The sequence below is a fragment of the Pontivivens ytuae genome (assembly GCF_015679265.1).
GTDB lineage: Bacteria > Pseudomonadota > Alphaproteobacteria > Rhodobacterales > Rhodobacteraceae > Pontivivens > Pontivivens ytuae.
Genome location: NZ_CP064942.1, coordinates 1,780,041 through 1,796,411, shown reverse-complemented (window position 1 = coordinate 1,796,411; position 16,371 = coordinate 1,780,041). Strand labels below are relative to the sequence as shown.

The following is a 16,371-nucleotide window of genomic DNA, read 5'->3' as shown; positions in this document are numbered from 1 at the left end:
GCTCACTCCGTGATGTCGATGTCGAGACCGATGTCCAGCGTACCCGCCGACATCGTGATCTTCGAGGTGGAGATGTAGTTGACGCCCGTCTCCGCGATCGCCCGCGCGGTGTCGATGTCGACGCCGCCCGATGCCTCCAGCACTGCGCCGGTGTTCATCGCGACGGCCTTGCGCAGGTCGTCGAGGCTCATGTTGTCGAGCAGCACGATGCGGGCTCCCGCGCCCAGCGCTTCGGAGAACTGGTCGAGATTGTCGACCTCGATCTCCACGCCGACGAGATGCCCCACATAGGCGTAAGCGTGCTCCAGCGCCTCGCGCACGCCGCCGCAGACCGCGATATGGTTGTCCTTGATGAGCACCGCATCGTCGAGCCCGTACCGGTGCGAGGCTCCGCCGCCGCAGCGCACCGCATACTTCTCGAACGCCCGCAGGCCCGGCGTCGTCTTGCGCGTGCAGGTGATCCGCGCGTCGGTCCCTTCGACCTCCGCCACGAAGCGGGCGGTGTGCGTCGCGATGCCGGAGAGGTGCATCAGGTAGTTCAGCGCCACCCGCTCCGCGCTCATCACCGCGCGCGCCGGCCCCTCGATCACGGCGAGGTCCTGACCCGCCTTCACCTTGGCGCCGTCCTCGACCAGCGCCTCGTAGGTGCAGCCCGCATCCATCGCCGCGAAGGCCGCGCGGGCGAGCGTCTGGCCCGCGATCGTGCCGGCCTCCCGCGCATTGATGACGGCCCGTGCGTGCATGTGCGGCGCGATGGTGGCGAGCGAGGTCAGGTCGCCCGCCTGGCCCATATCCTCCAGCAGTGCGGCCTCCACGGCGTGGCTCACCAGGGGCGGCGGCAGGACGGGGATGTAGGGCTTGCGCATCGGTGGACCTCGTGCTTCGTGGCGGGAAAAGGAGACGCCGGATGCACCCCCGATACAGCGATGTTCATGCCGCAATCCTGTCCTTGTGTGAAGGGGAGGATGACGCCGTCGCCCTGATGGCGACCGTCGCCGGAGAGCTGCACCACGCCTTCGATCACTTCGACTGGACAGGGTTTTACAGGGTCGTCGGGCCCGAGCTTCTGAAGATCGGACCCTACCAGGGCGGCCACGGGTGCCTCGTCATCCCCTTCGCCCGCGGCGTCTGCGGGGCCGCGGCGCGGGAGGAGCGGACCCAGCTCGTGCCCGACGTCGACGCCTTCCCCGGCCACATCGCCTGCGCCAGCTCCACCCGGTCGGAGATCGTGGTGCCGGTCTTCTCCAAATCCGGCCTGATCGCCGTGCTCGACGTCGACAGCGACACGCCGGACGCCTTCGACACCGACGATCAGGAAGCGCTGGAGCGCATCGTCGCCGACGTTTTCGGTCGCCTCAATTGAGACCATCCCGGCCGCAGCGCCGGGACCGCCTGCTCCACGTACCGCGGTCATCCTCGGGCCCGACCCGAGGATCTCCCGACACGGGAAGGTGCCCGGATCGGGCCCAGATTATAACAACCCCAACCGTCCCGGCCGCAGAGCCGGGACCGCTCCGCAACGGCGCGCCGGGTTCCCAAAGGCCCCGGATCCAGTCCGGGGCGGTGTGGCGTCGTATCCAACCGTTCCCGCCTCCCCGCTCGCGCCCTACATCTCCCGACGTGCCCGATGACGGAGAACCGCCATGACCCGATCTCTCCTCGCCGGAGCCCTCGCCCTTCTCCTCCCCACCACCCTCGGCGCCCAATCCGAAGCGCAACTGCCGGACGCGGCAGCACTTGACGCCGCCCTCACCGCCTTCGACGTGCCCGGCGTCGCGATGGCGAGCCTCGCGTCCTGCGCCATGGACGAGGTGGTCGTCGCCGGCACTGCGGACCTGAGCACCAGCACACCGGTACGCCCCGACACGGCCTTCGAAGCCGCTTCCCTCTCCAAACCCGTCTTCGCCTATCTCGTGCTGAAGCTGGCCGACGAGGGCATCATCGACCTCGATGCGCCGCTGGCCGCAACCTTCTACTACCCGCGGATCCCGGATACGGACGCCTACGCCCGGATCACCCCGCGTATGATCCTCACCCATCGCACCGGCCTGCCGAACTGGGTGGACGAAGGGACCGATTTCCACGCGGGCACCGCGCCGATCCCGTTCGAGGCGGAGCCAGGCGTGGCCTTCACCTATTCCGGCGAGGGGTTCCAGCTCCTCCAAGCCTTTGTCGAGCATCAGACCGGCCGGACGCTGCAGCAGCTCTTCCGCGACCGGCTCGGGACGGTCATGCCCAACTCCACCTTCGCGCTGCCGCTGCCCGAGACGGTGACGCCGTCCCGCGGTTACCGCGACGCGCAGGACGAGGGCCGGGGGCTCACCAATCTTAAGACCCGCGGCATGGCAGCCAGCTCGCTGGTCACCACCGCGGGCGACTATGCCCGGTTCCTGTCCCATGTCTGTCGCGGCGAGGGTCTGACCCCCGCCACCCAGACCGACATGCTCACCCCCCAGTCCCCCGCATCCGGCGAGGCGCCGTTTCCGACCTCCTGGGGGCTCGGCTGGATGATCGGGGATCTCGGTGGACTGACCCTCGTCGGACATGGCGGGAACAACGATGAGTACCGCGCCTTCGCCGGCTACATGCGGGAGACGGGCGACGGCATCGTGATCCTGACCAACGGCGCGAACGGTCAGGCCCTGATCGAGGTGCTGCTCCTACCCCCGGCGCAGTGAGCGGCCCCCGCTTGGCCGGGCAGCAGCTCGACGCACAGCGTCAACCTTTCGCGCCCCGGCACCACACCGGTGCACGGATGTCATACGCAAACCATACGCATGTCATACCGCCCCATCCGGCGTTAATACTTTGGTGTGTCGCAAAAGAGTTTCACCGCGGGCGCCTCTCAAGAATTTTTCTTGCGCAACGAAATTCCAGCCCTATACCATTTCGCATGTGCAGCAAAGGAGCACGCGCCATGCTCGACACCGGTCACAACCTGCCCAAGGGCACCATCGTCATCGAGGAACTAGAGGTCGGCATGTCCCGTTCGGTCGGCAAGACCATCGGGATGGAGGAGATCGAAGCCTTCGCCGAGCTCTCCACCGACCACAACCCGGTCCACCTCGACGAGGACTATGCACAGGACACGATCTTCGGCGGCCGCATCGCCCATGGCATGCTCACCGCGGGCCTGATCTCCGCCGTCATCGGTGAGCAGTTGCCGGGCCACGGCACCGTCTATCTGGGCCAGAGCCTCAAGTTCCTGGCGCCTGTCCGCCCCGGCGATCATGTCGAGGCGACGGTGACGGTCGCCTCCATCGACTATGCCAAGCGCCGGGTCACGCTTGATTGCAAGGCGTGCGTGGGCGATACGGTCGTTCTGAAGGGCGAGGCACTGGTGCTCGCGCCCTCCGCCAAGTTCGACTGACGAGGGCCGGCCCCGGCCCCGCCGGGGAGGTCCATGCAGGTCCATCGCTCTCTCAGCGTTCCCGCCGACGCGCGCGGTGCCTCGGTTGCCATGGGCAATTTCGACGGGTTGCACCGGGGCCACCAGTCGGTCATCAACCTCGCCCGGCGGGCCAACATGCCGCTGGGCGTCGTCACCTTCGAGCCGCATCCGCGCGAGGTCTTCGCCCCCGACGCACCGCCCTTTCGCCTGATGAACGCCACCGCCCGCGCCAGCCGGTTGGAGAAGCTGGGCGTCGATCACCTCTACGAGATCCCATTCGATAGGCAGCTCGCGAGCCTCACGCCGAAACAGTTCATCGCGGACGTGCTGAGCGACGGCCTCGGCATCGCGCATCTCGTCGTCGGTGCCGATTTCAAGTTCGGCAAGGGCCGCGCGGGGGATGTGGAGACGCTCGCCGGCGGCCCCTTCGAGCTCACCGTAGCGCCGCTCCTAACCCGCGACGAGCGCGCCGTCTCTTCCACCGCGATCCGCACTGCGCTGTCCGAAGGACGGCCTCGCGATGCTGCTGAGATGCTCGGCCACTGGCACCGGATCGAGGGCGTGGTGGAGCACGGCTTCAAGCGCGGGCGGGAGATGGGCTTTCCCACCGCCAACATCTCCATGGCCGGGCTGCACCTGCCAGCGTTCGGCATCTATGCCTGCCGCGCCGACGTGCGGACCGGACCACACAGGGGCACCTATGACGCCGTCGCCTCCCTCGGCTCCCGCCCCACCTTCGGGGACCATCCGCCCAATCTGGAGGTCATGCTCCTCGACTTCTCCGGCGACCTCTACGGGGCGGAGATGTCGGTCGCGCTGATGGACTTCCAGCGGCCGGAGCTGAAGTACGAGGGGATGGAGGCGCTGATCGTCCAGATGCACAAGGACGTGGAGGAGACGCGGCGCATCCTCGCCACGCTCTGAATGCGCTCGCTCGCCTTCAACATCTGGTTCTACGGGATGATGGCCGTTCTGGCGGTCATCGCCTGGCTCAGCACCTTCGCGACGCGCACCGGGATCGTCCGGCGGCTGGTGGCGGTGTGGAGCCGTGCGGCGCTCTGGGGCGTCCGGGTGATCCTGCGCGGACGGGTCGAGATCCGCGGGCTCGAGCATCTGCCGCCCGAGGGCCCGAAGCTGATCGTCTCGAAGCACCAGTCGGAGCTCGATGTGGTCGTGGCCCTGCGCCTCTTCCCGGAGTTCACCGCCGTCGCGATGAAGGAGCTGGAGCGCTATCCGTTCTTCGGCCGCATCCTCGCCGCGCTGGACCTCGTGCTGGTGCGGATGGAGGGGCAGCGCGACCAGCGCACGAAGGCGACGATCGAGGGCGCGCTGGCGGCGGCCGAAGCGGGCCGGCCGATGCTGATCTACCCCGAGGGCATCCTGATGAACCTCGGCGCGAAGGAGCGCTACCGCAACGGCGCCTGGCACATCTACAACGCGCTGGGCTGTGAAGCCTATCCGGTGGCCATGAGCCTCGGCACGATCTGGCCGCGGCGCGACTGGCGCAAGAACCCGGGCCAGACCGGCGCCTACGAGATTCTGCCGCCGATCCCGCCCGGCCTCGACCAGCCGACATTCATGGCGCGACTGGAAGAGGCGATCGAGACGCGGACCATGGAGCTGATCCGCGAGCACGCGATGGGTGAGATGCTGGAACAGGCCGAGCGGCGGTACCGCGAAGGGGTAGGGCAAGAGCCATAAGCACAACCGTCCCGGACCCGATCCGGGACCGCTTTGCGCGTGGTCGCCCAGTGGCGAAAGGCCCCGGATCAAGTCCGGGGCGGTATCAAATCGAAGCACCCTCCTGCCCGGCGGCACCGCCGGACAGCGCCCGACCCTCCCCACGGGAGGGCGCTTTTGCAACGGCTCAATGATCGGCTGGGTTAGGCCGAATTGCAGCGTCCCAATCTGCTTCGGTGTCTCGCAGCGCCCACCCAGGGTCGGGCGCTGCCCTCCATGCAAAGGATCACGCCACCTCCGGCACGATCAGCTCCGCCAGCAGCCGGTTCAACGTCCCGCCATAGCCCGCCGAGCGTGCGGGCCGCGTGGGATCGGACGTGATCACCACCGTCAGCTCCAGCTCCGGCACCACGTAGACCATCTGCCCGCCATAGCCGCGGGCGTAGTTCACGCGGAAGCCGCTGGTCTCGGCGAGGAACCAGCCGTAGCCGTAGTTGTGCCGGGAGAACGGGGAGCGGGTGCGCGGCGTCCACGAGGCCTCGACCCACTCCGCGCTCAGCACGCGCGTGCCGTCGAGCGCGCCACCCTGCCGATACATCTCGCCGAAGCGCACCAGGTCGAGCGGTGCCACCGCCATCTCGTTCCCGCCGAGGTAGTAGCCTTGCGGATCGCGCGTCCACGCCGGGATCTCAACGCCCAGTGGCGCGCCGATCCAGTCGCGGGCGAGCGCAAGAAGGCTCTGGTCCGCCGCCTCCGCCAGCGCGACGCCCAAAAGGTGCGTGCTGCCGGTCGAGTAGAGGAACCGCGCGCCGGGCTCGGCCACCATCGGACGGCTTAGTGCGTAGGAAATCCAGTTGCTGCTCGCCACCCACGGCCCATAGCCGGAGCCGGAGGTCCGCTCGAGCCCGCCGCGCAGGGTCACGAGGTCGGCAAGCGTGATGTCCGGCACGCCGGGGTCGGCGGCCGCCGGGATCAGGCGGGGCATCACCTCGCCCAGCGTGGTGTCCACCTCCACGATCTCGCGGTCCACGGCCGCGCCGAGCACGGACGAGACGATAGTCTTCGACACCGACTTCACGTTCACCGGCCGATCCGGCCCGGGCCCGCGAAATGCCTCGGCCCGCACGATCTCCCCGCCCTGCGCGATCACGAGGCAGCGAAGCTGGTCGAGCTCCTGCGCCCGGTCGAGGGCGGCGGCGAAGCGCGTGCTCTCCTGCGCCACCACCGGGCGCAGTGCGAGGCCCGCGGCTCCGGTCGCGAGCAATGTGCGGCGTGTCATTCTGGTCATGCGGTACTCCCCCTCCGGCCGGCCACACCGCCACATAGGCAGGCCGACGCCTCCTCCCAAGTAAAAAGACCCGGAGCCGAAGCTCCGGGTGCAGTTGAATGAGCCGACTTCTGGCCCACTCCGGGGAAATCCGGCTCCGGCGGCGGGAGGATGCCGCCGGAACCCTGCCGAGGGATCAACCCTTGGCGAACTCGGGATAGGCCTCCATGCCGAGCTCGGTGGAGTCGAGGCCGTTGACCTCCTCCTCCTCGCCGACCCGGATGCCCATGGTGGCCTTCAGGATGAGCCAGACGACGAGGCTCACGATGAAGACGAAGGCGCCGATCGAGACGATGCCCACGATCTGCGGCACCCAGCCACCGGTGTAGAAGGCGACGGCCAGCGTGCCCCAGACACCTGCAATCAGGTGGACCGGGATCGCGCCGACGACGTCGTCGATCTTGAACTTGTCGAGCATCGGAACGGTGAAGACCACGATCACGCCGCCCACGGCACCGGTCAGCAGCGCGCCGAAGAGCGACGGGGCCAGCGGCTCGGCCGTGATGGACACGAGGCCCGCCAGCGCGCCGTTCAGCACCATGGTGAGGTCCACCTTGCCGTAGACGACCTGCGTCAGGATCAGCGCGGCAACTGCGCCGGCGGCTGCAGCCATGTTGGTGTTGGCGAAGATGCGGGACACGTCGGTCACGTCACCCACGGTGCCCATGGCAAGCTGCGAGCCGCCGTTGAAGCCGAACCAGCCGAGCCACAGGATGAACGTACCCAGCGTGGCGAGCGGCATGTTGGAGCCGAGGATCGGGTTCACCTTGCCGTCCGCGCCGTACTTGCCGATCCGCGGGCCGAGCACGATGGCACCGGCCAATGCCGCGAAGCCGCCTGCCGCGTGCACCAGCGTGGAGCCTGCGAAGTCGGAGAAGCCGAACTCGGACAGCCAGCCACCGCCCCACTGCCAGGACGCCTCGATCGGGTAGATGAAGCCCGTGAGCACGACGACGAAGATCAGGAACGGCCACAGCTTGATGCGCTCGGCCAGGGTGCCCGACACGATCGACGCGGTGGTTGCGCAGAACATCAGCTGGAAGAAGAAGTCCGACCCGACGGAGGCATAGTCGAGCGATGCATCAGCGGCGGCGAGGCCCACCGGCTCCAACGAGGTGATGGAGAAGAACGGACCCATCCAGCCTGCGATCCACCAGCCATCGCCGGGATACATCAGGTTGAAGCCAACCAACCAGTACATGATCGCGGCGATACCGAAGAGCGAGATGTTCTTGGTGAGCTGCATCGTCACGTTCTTGGAGCGGACGAGGCCCGCCTCCAGCATTGCGAAGCCCGCGGCCATCCAGAACACGAGGAAGCCACCCATCAGGAAGAGCAGCGTGGTGAAGATATACGGGCTCGGATCGGCCGCAGCGTCGGGGGCCGCGGCGGCATCCTGGGCCAAGGCGGGCATGGCGGCGAGCAGCGTCAGCGCGCCAGCACCCGTCACTTTGAGAAGCTTGTTCATTGTCAGACTATCCCTGATTTCGTTTTCGTTAGAGCGCGTCGACGCCGGTTTCACCGGTGCGCACCCGCACCGCCTGCTCGACATCGACCACGAAGATCTTCCCGTCGCCGATCTTGCCGGTCTTGGCCGTGGTCGAGAGCGTCTCGACCGCCTTCTCGACGACGGCGTCGTCCACGACCATCTCCAGCTTCACCTTCGGCACGAAGTTCACGACGTACTCGGCGCCGCGATAGATCTCCGTGTGGCCGGCCTGCCGGCCGTATCCCTTGACCTCCGAGACCATGAGACCCTGCACGCCGACGGTGGTGAGCGCCTCGCGCACCTCCTCCAGCTTGAAGGGCTTGATGACGGCGATGATGAGTTTCATTCGGGTCCCTCGTTTCGCGTGTGGTTATCTGGGCTGGATATGCAATTTTCGTGCCAACATCCGAGGCAGATGCCTATGGCCCTGTTTCGCAAGGAGAGTTGAACGCATTTTTCGAAGCACCGCAGACCCCGACCGCCGTTCTGCACAAAAAAGCGCCAGCGATAACCTGCCGATCAAATTTTGCGCAAAGTGAGTCTTCACATCACGAGCGCGTCGCGGCCCTTCGCATTGGCCGCCGGAGACCGTAGATTGGGAACCGACAAGACCCGCAAGAGGTTTCGAGCAGATGAGTGACAAGCGGAAGCGTACACGCCGCGCCCCCCGCCGCCGTTTCCCCGCCCGCATGGCGCGGTGGCTGGCGCGGGCGACGCTGTGGCTGGGCATCAGGGTCGGTGGAGTGACGGTTGCGGTCGTAGGTGCAGCGACCGTGTTCTACCTCATGCAACTGCCCGAGGCGGACGAGCTGTTGGACGGGCGCGAGCGCGGCTCGGTCACGATGCTCGATCGCAACGGCGACGTCTTCGCCTGGCGGGGCGAGCAGGGCGGCGTGGTCTCCGCCGCAGACATGAGCCTGCATCTGCGCAACGCCGTCGTCGCCACCGAGGACAAGCGGTTCTGGAATCACTACGGCATCAGCCCCCGCGGTATCGCAGGCGCCATCCGCATTAACCTGCGTGAGGGGCGCTCGGCACTGTCGGGCCATGGCGGCTCCACCATCACGCAGCAGGTCGCGAAGCTTGTCTTCCTGCAGGATGAGAGCACCTGGATGCGCAAGCTCAAGGAAGTGCCTTACGCCTTCGCCATGGAGCTCGCCTACACCAAGGAAGAGATCCTCTCGATCTACATGAACCGTGCCTATCTGGGCGCGTCCGCCAACGGGTTCGAGGCTGCCGCGCAGCGCTATTTCGCCATCAGCGCGCGGGAGGTCGACATCCCGCAATCGGCGATGCTGGCCGGGCTCCTGACCGCGCCCAGCCGCTTCGCGCCGACCCGGGATTTGTCCCGCGCGCAGAACCGCTCCCGCGTGATCCTGCGGCTGATGCATGAGCAGGGCTACATCTCCGACACCGAATACGTCGACGCCCGCACCAGCCCGGCCGTGCTGTCGGCAGAGGCGCAGCGCCGCTCGGGTGGCTACTTCGCCGACTGGATCATGGAGGACGGGCCGGAGTTCCTGACCTCGGAGACGAGCGAGGACATCCGCATCGCCACCACCTACGACCCGGCGTTGCAACGGGCGGCCGAACAGGGCCTGACCGGCGTGTTCGAGGAGCTGGTGCGCGAGGGCTCGCAGGCGCAGGCCGCCGTTGTCGTACTCAGCCGCGACGGTGCGGTGCGCGCCATGGTCGGCGGCCGCGCGATCGGCGGGGCAGGGACGTTCAACCGTGCGACGCAGGCGCTGCGCCAGCCCGGCTCCGCCTTCAAACCCTTCGTCTATGCGGCGGGGCTGGAGGGGGGCATGAACCCGACCGACTATCTCGTTGATCGGCCGATCACGCTGAACATCCCCGGCTCCGGCCCGTGGACCCCGCAGAACTACACGCGCACCCATATCGGCCCGGTCTCGATGCACGAGGCCTTCGCCCGTTCCATCAACACCACCGCCGTGCAGGTGAGTGAGGAAACGGGCCGTGGCCGCGTGATCGCCACTGCCCGCGCCCTCGGCCTCGACAGCGCGCTGCAGGACACCCCGTCGCTCGCACTGGGCGTCAGCGAGACCACGCTGCTCGACCTCACGGGCGCCTACGCGGCCTTCCTCAACCGCGGTCTGCGCGCCGAGCCCTTCGGCCTGTTGGAGGTGCGGTTGCGCGACGGCGGCGAACTGCTTCTCAACCGCGAAACGCCGGAGCCGGTGCGCGCCGTCTCCGAACGCACAGCGGGCTACATGACGTGGATGATGGGGCAGGTGACCGCCTCGCCCTATGGTACCGGCCGCCGCGCCGCGCTCGAGGATCGCCCCGTCGCGGGCAAGACCGGGACGACGCAGGCCGCCCGCGATGCCTGGTTCATCGGCTTTTCCGGCGACTATGTCACCGGCGTCTGGATGGGTTACGATGACAACACTCCGCTCACCGGCGTGACCGGCGGCGGACTTCCGGCGGAGATCTGGAAGCGCGTGATGCGCGGCGTACATCAGGGGCAGGGCGTTACCCCGCTCCCGGCCCTCGTGCCCATCGCGCCGCAGACCCCGCCTCAGGTCGCGACGGCGAATTCCGGCAACAACGGCCGCGTCGTCATCCGGCGTGAGCGGGTGGAGCAACGGACCGAGGACGCGATCCGCAACGTCGTCGAGGGCGTGCTGCGCGGCCTGTTGGGCAACTGAGTGAATGGCGTAGGAGGAATGGCGCGTGAGATCACAGGGCTTCGGATGGGCGGTCGCCGTACTGGCGGCAGCGCTTGCGGGATGCGGTTCGATGGGTGACGAGGCGCGGGCGCAGGAGGGGGCGGTGGCCACCTCCGCTCCGCCGCAACCGCGCGAACCCCATGCTGACCGTCAGGCCCGCGCGCTCGCCTTCTCCGAATGGCAGGCGGGGTTCCGCACCCGCGCGCTGGGCGAGGGGATCCGGCCCGAGATCTTCGACAGCGTCATGACCGGTGTGACGCCCTCCTCCCGCGTGCGGGAGCTTGACGGTGCGCAGCCCGAATTCGTTCGGCCCGTCTGGCAGTATCTCGACAGCGCCGTGTCCGAGACCCGCGTCGCCAACGGGCGCAGCGCCTATTCCCGCCTCCGCCCCACCCTGACGGCGATCGAGGAGCGCTATGGCACCGACGCGCAGATCGTGACGGCGGTCTGGGGGCTGGAGACGGCCTACGGCTCCGTCCGCGGCGACTTCCCGGTTGCACAATCCCTCGCGACCCTCGCCCATGACGGTCGCCGCCGTGACTGGGCGGAGCGGGAGCTGATCGGTGCCATGCGCATCGTGCAGGACGGCGACGTGCGTGCCGGCAGCCTCGTCGGCTCCTGGGCCGGAGCTATGGGCCACACGCAGTTCATGCCGACGAGCTATCACCGCTTCGCGCAGGATTTCGACGGCGACGGGCAACGCAACATCTGGTCGGAGGATCCGACCGACGCGCTCGCCTCCACCGCCCATTACCTGGCGGAGAACGGCTGGACGCCGGGCCAGCCCTGGGGGATCGAGGTGCGCCTGCCCGACAGCTTCGACTGGCTGCTGTCGGACCGGTCCCAGACCCATCCGGCCTCGTTCTGGACCCAGGCCGGGGTGACGACCTTCGACGGTGGGCAGTTGCCGGACCACGGCCCCGCGCGGCTGCTGGCGCCGGTGGGCGCCGGGGGCCCGGCCTTCCTTACCTACGAGAACTTCGAGGTCATCAAGACCTACAACAACTCCACCTCCTACGCGCTTGCCATCGGCCTGCTCGGCGACCGGATCGAGGGGCGGACTGGCGTGCGCGCTACCTGGCCTCGCGACCGCCTGCCGCTCAGCCGCAGCGACAGCCGCGAGCTGCAGGAGCGGCTGACGGCAATGGGCTACGACACGCAGGGCGCGGACGGCCGCATCGGCCCCAACACCGAGCGTGCCATCCGCCAGTTCCAGGTCGACCGCGGCCTGACCCCGGACGGCACCGCGACGGACCGCCTGCTGGCGCTGGTGCGGCAGGGCTAGGCGACGGGCTGCAACGCGTCCGCTAGCCAAGCCACAGGCGATAAGCACACGTGCCCAGCAGAGCGATGTTCGGATAGAAAGTACCGACGAAGCCGAAAGTGCGGAAATGCGGCCGGATCGCGTAGCCGATCCAGAAGCACAGGCGGAAGACGACGAACATCACCGCCAGCGCCGGGATCGCGCCGAGCTCCCCGGGCCGGGCCAGCGTCGCGAACACCAGCAGGCCCACGATCAGCAGCATCCCCTGCTCCAGCGTGTTGCGCTGGATCCGGATATGCACCGCGAGCCGGTCCGCCCGGTCGTTGCCGTCGATCACATCGGCGAACAGGGGACGGGTCCCCGCGATCGCGAGGATCATGGCCAGCAGCACCAGAACCGGCACGAGGCTCCATTGCACGCCGAAGGCGAGACGGGCGGCAAGCTCCGTCTCGACCGGTCCGGGGAAGCGCCCCGACAGCCACAGGAACAGGACGACTTGGCAGAGGACCGACGCCACGATCTGCCCGCCGATCCAGAGCTGCTGCGTCCGCAACGGCGCGGCTTCCGTCATCCCCGCCTCCATGCCGATCCCTCAGTCCGGCAGGCGGACGATGAGCTCCATCTCGATCTGAAGATCGGGAGCCGCGAGCGCAGCCACGCCGATACCGGTCACGCTCGGCTGCGCCCCCTCGAAGACGGCGAGGAGGTGGGGAATCATCTCCTCCTGTCGCTCCGGCGTCAGGTCGACCATGTAGATGCGCGCCATGATGACGTCCGTGGGTGCGGCCCCGACCGCATCCAGCGCCGCCCTGGCATTCGCCGCCACGATCTTCGTCTGCTCGACCAGGCTGTCCGGCGTCGGCTGGCCGTCCGGACGCCGGGCCACCTGGCCGGAGATGAAGGCGAGCCGCCCCGGCTCCACCGTCGTGATCTGGGAATATCCCAGCTCTGCGGCATTCGGCAGGGTTGGCGGGTTCAGGCGGGTCAACGGATGTGTCATTTCTGGCCCATTCGACTGGTGTGATCGCTACCGACGTGTAGCATGACACTACAAGTGTAGAGGTTTCACGAATGACGGCGCAAGACCGCAAGACACAGATTCTCGACGCGACGATCCTGCTGCTCGCCGAGCAGGGGCTCGACGGCGTCACGCACCGTGCGGTGGACCAGCGCGCCGGGCTGCCGCAGGGCTCCACCTCCTACTACTTCTCCAAGAAACTGCCGCTGCTCCTCGCCGCATCGGAGCATCTGGCCGGCATCCTCGAAAAGGACTGTGACGAGCTGCAGGTGGCGTTCTCCGACCTCGTCGCGAAGGAAGGGATGGACGCAGCGGTCCGCTTCGTCGCGGAGGAGCTGGTGTCCTTCACCGACACCTCGCGGCATCTCTTTCTGGCGCGGGTGGAGCTGACCCTCGCCTCCGCAAGGCGGGAGGATATGGCGGAGGTCGCCGCGCGCCTTACCTCGGCCGCCCGCCGGCCGCTCATCTTCTTCCTCGAGCTGATCTCAGATCAGAAGTCCGAGGGCGCGGTCGAGACCTGCGCGGGCCTGATCGACGGGATCAGCCTGATGTACGCAACCGGGCAGGGGCCGAAGCCCACGGTGGACCAGATCTCCACCGTCGTCAGATCCGTACTCTGACGCCTACCGCGCCTACGGTGACAGCCCGAACGCCGCGCGATGCGCGGTGGGCGTCACGCCGTGGATGCGCTCGAACGACAGGCGGAGCTGATTTGCGCTGGAAAAGCCGCAGGACGCCGCGATGGTCTTGAGATCGGTGGCAGTCGTCTCCAGCAACTGCCGGGCCTGCGCCACGCGGATGCGCTCGACCATCCGGGCCGGGGTCTCGCCCATGGCCGCCGCGTAGTGGCGGGCGAAGCTGCGGGGGGACATGCCGCAACGCTCGGCCAGCCGCTCGACCCGGCAATCGCCGCTTGCGTTCTCGTGGATCCAGGCGTTGAGTTCGTCGAAACTGCCGGTGCGGTCGGCCGCCTGCAGATGCAGAAGCGTGCTGTACTGCCGCTGCCCGCCCGCGCGCACCATCGGCACCACGAGCTCCCGCGCGATATCGAGTGCCAGCGGCCGCCCCCAGAACCGCGCGACGAGGGCCAGCAACATGTCGATGCCCGAGGACACCCCGGCGGAGGTCCAGACCGGGCCGTCCTGAACGAAGATCGCGTCGTCGTTCACCTCCACCTCCGCATCTTGCGCGCGCAACAGGTCGGTGAAGCGCCAATGGGTCGCCGCCCGCCGCCGCGTGAGGAGCCCCGCCCGCGCGAGCAGCACGCTGCCGGTGCAGACGGACGCCACGATGCCGGCGCGTGCGGCCTCCCGACGGATGGCGCCGATGAGCTCGGCATCGTCGAGATGCTGCGAAATCTCGGTGCCGCCGGGGACGAGGACGATATCGGGTGCGTCCTCCATCGCGCTGATCGGCTCCGAGGACAGCGCAACCGCCGCATCCGACATCACGGTGCCGCCGCGGACCGAGCAGGTCTGGAACGTCACCTCGACGTCCGCGCCCAACTGCTCCGCCGCGGCGAAGACCTGCGCCGGGCCTGCAACGTCCAGCAGGTTGACGCGGTCGAATACCAAGCACCGAACGATCATCGCAGATCTCCTTTGGCAGAAATCTACGCCAGATTGTCATTTCCGCCAAACAACCTCTCTCTATGCTTCGTGGCAGTGAATGGAGAGACCCATGGCCCTTCTCGACCTGCGCCCGAACTGCGAATGCTGCGATGCCGACCTGCCGCCGGAAGCGGCGGATGCCTTCATTTGCAGCTACGAATGCACCTTCTGCCGCCGCTGTGCCGAAGGGGTGCTGCAGGGGCATTGCCCGAACTGCCTCGGCAACCTGGTGCCGCGCCCGATCCGCCCGCCGGCCGGTCCTGTCGGCGGCCTGGCGAAGCACCCCGCCTCAAAGAAGCGCGTGAACGCCGCCGGGCCCTGCACGAGACCGGATCCCACGAATGCAACGCTCGTTTTCGAGGGCTAGCCGAGCGCGCCGCGACCACCACGCAATTGCAGGAGATGCAGACCATGAGAACGCAAGCCGAGAAGGCGCGGATCTTCCGCGACCTGCACGAGGCGGGAACCTTCGTCCTGCCCAATGCATGGGACGCGGGCTCCGCAAGGCTGTTGGCAGAGGCTGGCGCCGTGGCGCTCGGCACCACGAGTGCCGGGCTCGCCTGGGCGCATGGCCGCCGCGACGGCTCCCAGACACGCGACACAGTCATTGCGAATGCGGCCGCGATTGCCGAGGCGACGGACCTGCCCGTCACGGCCGACCTGCTCGACGGTTTCGGGCCCCAGCCGGAGGACGTGGGGGAGGCCGTCCGGCTCGCCTATCAGGCCGGCTGCGTCGGTTGCTCGATCGAGGACACGACCGGCGACCCGGACCAGCCGCTCTACGACGCGGCCCTTGCAGCAGAGCGGATCGCCGCCGCGGTAGAGGCGGCCGCTGCGCTCTCCGATCCCTTCGTCCTGTGCGCCCGCGCCGACGCGCTCTTCGCCGGAGCTGGCGATCTGGACAGCGTGATCGCGCGGCTCCAGTCCTTCGAGAAGGTCGGCGCGCCGCTGCTCTACGCCCCCGTCCTCATGACGCGGGAGGCGGTGCAGCAGGTGCTCGACGCGGTGGCGACGCCCATCAACGTGCTCGTCGGAATCGGGCAGGATTACGATGTCGCCGACCTGCGTGAGATGGGCGTGCGGCGCGTGAGCCTCGGCTCGTCGCTCTACAGCGCCGCGATGGGCGCGCTTCATCAGGCGACGGGCGAACTGCTCGGCCCCGGCACGTTCGGCTGGTCGGATGGTGCGCTCGGCTATCCCACGCTGCAGGGGATGATGCGTGACACCTGACGAACTCGCCGCAAGGCATCCGCGGCTTTACCATGTGACCGAGCCCGGCGCCTGGCCCTCCATCGCCCGGCACGGGCTCCTGTCGACCAACGCCGCGCTCGTGCGATTCGAGGCTGTGCCGGAGATGGTGGCTGAGATCGCGGGTTATCGCCGCCCGGCCGCGGTGCCGCTGACCCATCCGGAGCACGGAACGCTGATCCTGAACGATCAGCTTCCGCTTCGCGAGAGTGCCTTGGCCACTTGCCTTGACGACGGTCTCACCCCGGCGGACTGGCTGCGGATGCTGAACGACCGCGTCTTCTTCTGGCCCGATGAGAGCAGTCTGGAGCGATTGCTGGGCGCCCGCATCAATCGCGACCGACCGCGCGATGTCCTCGTCTTCGACACGCTGTCGGTGGCGCAGGCGCATCTTGAGCAGATGGAGCTCTGCCCGATCAATTCCGGCGCTACCATCCGCCGCCCCGCGCGGCGGGGGCTCCACACCTTCACGCCTGTCGCGGCCCTCTCCTACACCCAATGGCAGCGCCGCCGCGGCAGGCGCGATGCGGTGCGCGAGGTCACTATACGGCATGCGCTGCCGCATCCATCGGCCCACCTCATCGAGATTCGCTCGCACTGACCACGGGTCCGACCCCCAAACGAAAAGGGCCGCCCCGAAGGACGGCCCCTGAT

18 protein-coding genes are annotated in these 16,371 nt (G+C 68.2%); 11 read left to right on the top strand and 7 right to left on the bottom strand.

The genetic code is table 11. The features are described from left to right. Positions 1–2 precede the first annotated feature (2 nt). Entirely contained in the window at positions 3–866 is an 864-nt protein-coding gene (gene nadC, locus I0K15_RS08780; RefSeq protein WP_196105059.1) for a carboxylating nicotinate-nucleotide diphosphorylase, read from the bottom strand. A 41-nt stretch (positions 867–907) separates the two neighbouring features. Between nadC and I0K15_RS08775 the strand changes: the two genes are divergently transcribed. The 5 genes from I0K15_RS08775 (at position 908) to I0K15_RS08755 (ending at position 5,092) form a co-directional block, all read left to right on the top strand. Further along, a complete protein-coding gene (locus tag I0K15_RS08775) occupies positions 908–1,363 on the top strand; it encodes a GAF domain-containing protein (protein ID WP_196105058.1) in 456 nt (151 codons plus the stop codon). A 280-nt stretch (positions 1,364–1,643) separates the two neighbouring features. Further along, positions 1,644–2,678 carry a serine hydrolase domain-containing protein gene (locus tag I0K15_RS08770; RefSeq protein WP_196105057.1) on the top strand — a complete coding sequence of 345 codons (1,035 nt, stop codon included), beginning with the start codon at positions 1,644–1,646 and terminating at the stop codon, positions 2,676–2,678. Positions 2,679–2,917: 239 nt separating this feature from the next. Further along, positions 2,918–3,370 carry a MaoC family dehydratase gene (locus tag I0K15_RS08765; RefSeq protein WP_196105056.1) on the top strand — a complete coding sequence of 151 codons (453 nt, stop codon included), beginning with the start codon at positions 2,918–2,920 and terminating at the stop codon, positions 3,368–3,370. A gap of 33 nt (positions 3,371–3,403) precedes the next feature. Beyond that, positions 3,404–4,315: a bifunctional riboflavin kinase/FAD synthetase gene (locus tag I0K15_RS08760; protein WP_196105055.1), complete on the top strand. Its 912-nt coding sequence runs from the start codon at positions 3,404–3,406 to the stop codon at positions 4,313–4,315. Further along, on the top strand, positions 4,316–5,092 hold the full coding sequence (locus tag I0K15_RS08755) for a lysophospholipid acyltransferase family protein (RefSeq protein WP_196105054.1): 777 nt from the start codon (positions 4,316–4,318) through the stop codon (positions 5,090–5,092). Between the two features lie 265 nt (positions 5,093–5,357). Here I0K15_RS08755 and I0K15_RS08750 read toward each other — a convergent pair whose 3' ends face one another. From I0K15_RS08750 to I0K15_RS08740, 3 genes are all read right to left on the bottom strand, one after another. Next, a complete protein-coding gene (locus I0K15_RS08750) occupies positions 5,358–6,359 on the bottom strand; it encodes a serine hydrolase domain-containing protein (protein ID WP_196105053.1) in 1,002 nt (333 codons plus the stop codon). A 175-nt stretch (positions 6,360–6,534) separates the two neighbouring features. Then, on the bottom strand, positions 6,535–7,866 hold the full coding sequence (locus tag I0K15_RS08745) for an ammonium transporter (protein ID WP_196105052.1): 1,332 nt from the start codon (positions 7,864–7,866) through the stop codon (positions 6,535–6,537). A gap of 28 nt (positions 7,867–7,894) precedes the next feature. Continuing rightward, positions 7,895–8,233 carry a P-II family nitrogen regulator gene (locus I0K15_RS08740; RefSeq protein ID WP_196105051.1) on the bottom strand — a complete coding sequence of 113 codons (339 nt, stop codon included), beginning with the start codon at positions 8,231–8,233 and terminating at the stop codon, positions 7,895–7,897. 286 nt (positions 8,234–8,519) lie between these two features. Between I0K15_RS08740 and I0K15_RS08735 the strand changes: the two genes are divergently transcribed. Continuing rightward, positions 8,520–10,556: a transglycosylase domain-containing protein gene (locus I0K15_RS08735; RefSeq protein WP_196105050.1), complete on the top strand. Its 2,037-nt coding sequence runs from the start codon at positions 8,520–8,522 to the stop codon at positions 10,554–10,556. 25 nt (positions 10,557–10,581) lie between these two features. Then, a complete protein-coding gene (locus I0K15_RS08730; protein WP_230374358.1) occupies positions 10,582–11,862 on the top strand; it encodes a lytic murein transglycosylase in 1,281 nt (426 codons plus the stop codon). 22 nt (positions 11,863–11,884) lie between these two features. Here the strand turns inward: I0K15_RS08730 and I0K15_RS08725 are convergent, their stop codons facing one another. Further along, entirely contained in the window at positions 11,885–12,412 is a 528-nt protein-coding gene (locus I0K15_RS08725; protein WP_196105049.1) for an MAPEG family protein, read from the bottom strand. A 21-nt stretch (positions 12,413–12,433) separates the two neighbouring features. After that, the gene (locus I0K15_RS08720; protein ID WP_196105048.1) at positions 12,434–12,841 is read right to left on the bottom strand and encodes a RidA family protein; all 408 of its coding nucleotides are present in this window, start codon (positions 12,839–12,841) and stop codon (positions 12,434–12,436) included. A gap of 71 nt (positions 12,842–12,912) precedes the next feature. On the opposite strand from I0K15_RS08720, the gene I0K15_RS08715 reads away from it, so the two are divergent. Beyond that, positions 12,913–13,479: a TetR/AcrR family transcriptional regulator gene (locus I0K15_RS08715; RefSeq protein ID WP_196105047.1), complete on the top strand. Its 567-nt coding sequence runs from the start codon at positions 12,913–12,915 to the stop codon at positions 13,477–13,479. Between the two features lie 12 nt (positions 13,480–13,491). On the opposite strand, the gene I0K15_RS08710 is transcribed toward I0K15_RS08715, so the two are convergent. Beyond that, the gene (locus I0K15_RS08710; protein ID WP_196105046.1) at positions 13,492–14,448 is read right to left on the bottom strand and encodes a GlxA family transcriptional regulator; all 957 of its coding nucleotides are present in this window, start codon (positions 14,446–14,448) and stop codon (positions 13,492–13,494) included. A 91-nt stretch (positions 14,449–14,539) separates the two neighbouring features. On the opposite strand from I0K15_RS08710, the gene I0K15_RS08705 reads away from it, so the two are divergent. From I0K15_RS08705 to I0K15_RS08695, 3 genes are read left to right on the top strand one after another with little or no spacing between them, the layout of a single operon-like run. Then, a complete protein-coding gene (locus I0K15_RS08705) occupies positions 14,540–14,836 on the top strand; it encodes a DUF1272 domain-containing protein (RefSeq protein ID WP_196105045.1) in 297 nt (98 codons plus the stop codon). A 44-nt stretch (positions 14,837–14,880) separates the two neighbouring features. Beyond that, positions 14,881–15,699 (top strand): isocitrate lyase/PEP mutase family protein, encoded by an 819-nt coding sequence (locus I0K15_RS08700; protein WP_196105044.1) that lies wholly within the window; start codon positions 14,881–14,883, stop codon positions 15,697–15,699. Then, on the top strand, positions 15,689–16,318 hold the full coding sequence (locus tag I0K15_RS08695; RefSeq protein ID WP_196105043.1) for a DUF7002 family protein: 630 nt from the start codon (positions 15,689–15,691) through the stop codon (positions 16,316–16,318). The genes I0K15_RS08700 and I0K15_RS08695 overlap by 11 nt, the downstream gene beginning before the upstream one ends. The last annotated feature ends 53 nt before the right edge of the window (positions 16,319–16,371 follow it).

What these genes read in the sequence shown, in the direction of transcription:
- I0K15_RS08715 (WP_196105047.1), top strand. Translation starts at nt 12,913, where the DNA reads ATGACGGCGCAAGACCGCAAGACACAGATTCTCGACGCGACGATCCTG.
- I0K15_RS08760 (WP_196105055.1), top strand. Translation starts at nt 3,404, where the DNA reads ATGCAGGTCCATCGCTCTCTCAGCGTTCCCGCCGACGCGCGCGGTGCC.
- I0K15_RS08750 (WP_196105053.1), bottom strand. Translation starts at nt 6,359, where the DNA reads ATGACCAGAATGACACGCCGCACATTGCTCGCGACCGGAGCCGCGGGC.
- I0K15_RS08725 (WP_196105049.1), bottom strand. Translation starts at nt 12,412, where the DNA reads ATGACGGAAGCCGCGCCGTTGCGGACGCAGCAGCTCTGGATCGGCGGG.
- I0K15_RS08720 (WP_196105048.1), bottom strand. Translation starts at nt 12,841, where the DNA reads ATGACACATCCGTTGACCCGCCTGAACCCGCCAACCCTGCCGAATGCC.
- I0K15_RS08700 (WP_196105044.1), top strand. Translation starts at nt 14,881, where the DNA reads ATGAGAACGCAAGCCGAGAAGGCGCGGATCTTCCGCGACCTGCACGAG.
- I0K15_RS08710 (WP_196105046.1), bottom strand. Translation starts at nt 14,448, where the DNA reads ATGATCGTTCGGTGCTTGGTATTCGACCGCGTCAACCTGCTGGACGTT.
- I0K15_RS08770 (WP_196105057.1), top strand. Translation starts at nt 1,644, where the DNA reads ATGACCCGATCTCTCCTCGCCGGAGCCCTCGCCCTTCTCCTCCCCACC.
- I0K15_RS08740 (WP_196105051.1), bottom strand. Translation starts at nt 8,233, where the DNA reads ATGAAACTCATCATCGCCGTCATCAAGCCCTTCAAGCTGGAGGAGGTG.
- I0K15_RS08775 (WP_196105058.1), top strand. Translation starts at nt 908, where the DNA reads ATGCACCCCCGATACAGCGATGTTCATGCCGCAATCCTGTCCTTGTGT.
- I0K15_RS08735 (WP_196105050.1), top strand. Translation starts at nt 8,520, where the DNA reads ATGAGTGACAAGCGGAAGCGTACACGCCGCGCCCCCCGCCGCCGTTTC.
- I0K15_RS08755 (WP_196105054.1), top strand. Translation starts at nt 4,316, where the DNA reads ATGCGCTCGCTCGCCTTCAACATCTGGTTCTACGGGATGATGGCCGTT.
- I0K15_RS08745 (WP_196105052.1), bottom strand. Translation starts at nt 7,866, where the DNA reads ATGAACAAGCTTCTCAAAGTGACGGGTGCTGGCGCGCTGACGCTGCTC.
- I0K15_RS08765 (WP_196105056.1), top strand. Translation starts at nt 2,918, where the DNA reads ATGCTCGACACCGGTCACAACCTGCCCAAGGGCACCATCGTCATCGAG.
- nadC (WP_196105059.1), bottom strand. Translation starts at nt 866, where the DNA reads ATGCGCAAGCCCTACATCCCCGTCCTGCCGCCGCCCCTGGTGAGCCAC.
- I0K15_RS08705 (WP_196105045.1), top strand. Translation starts at nt 14,540, where the DNA reads ATGGCCCTTCTCGACCTGCGCCCGAACTGCGAATGCTGCGATGCCGAC.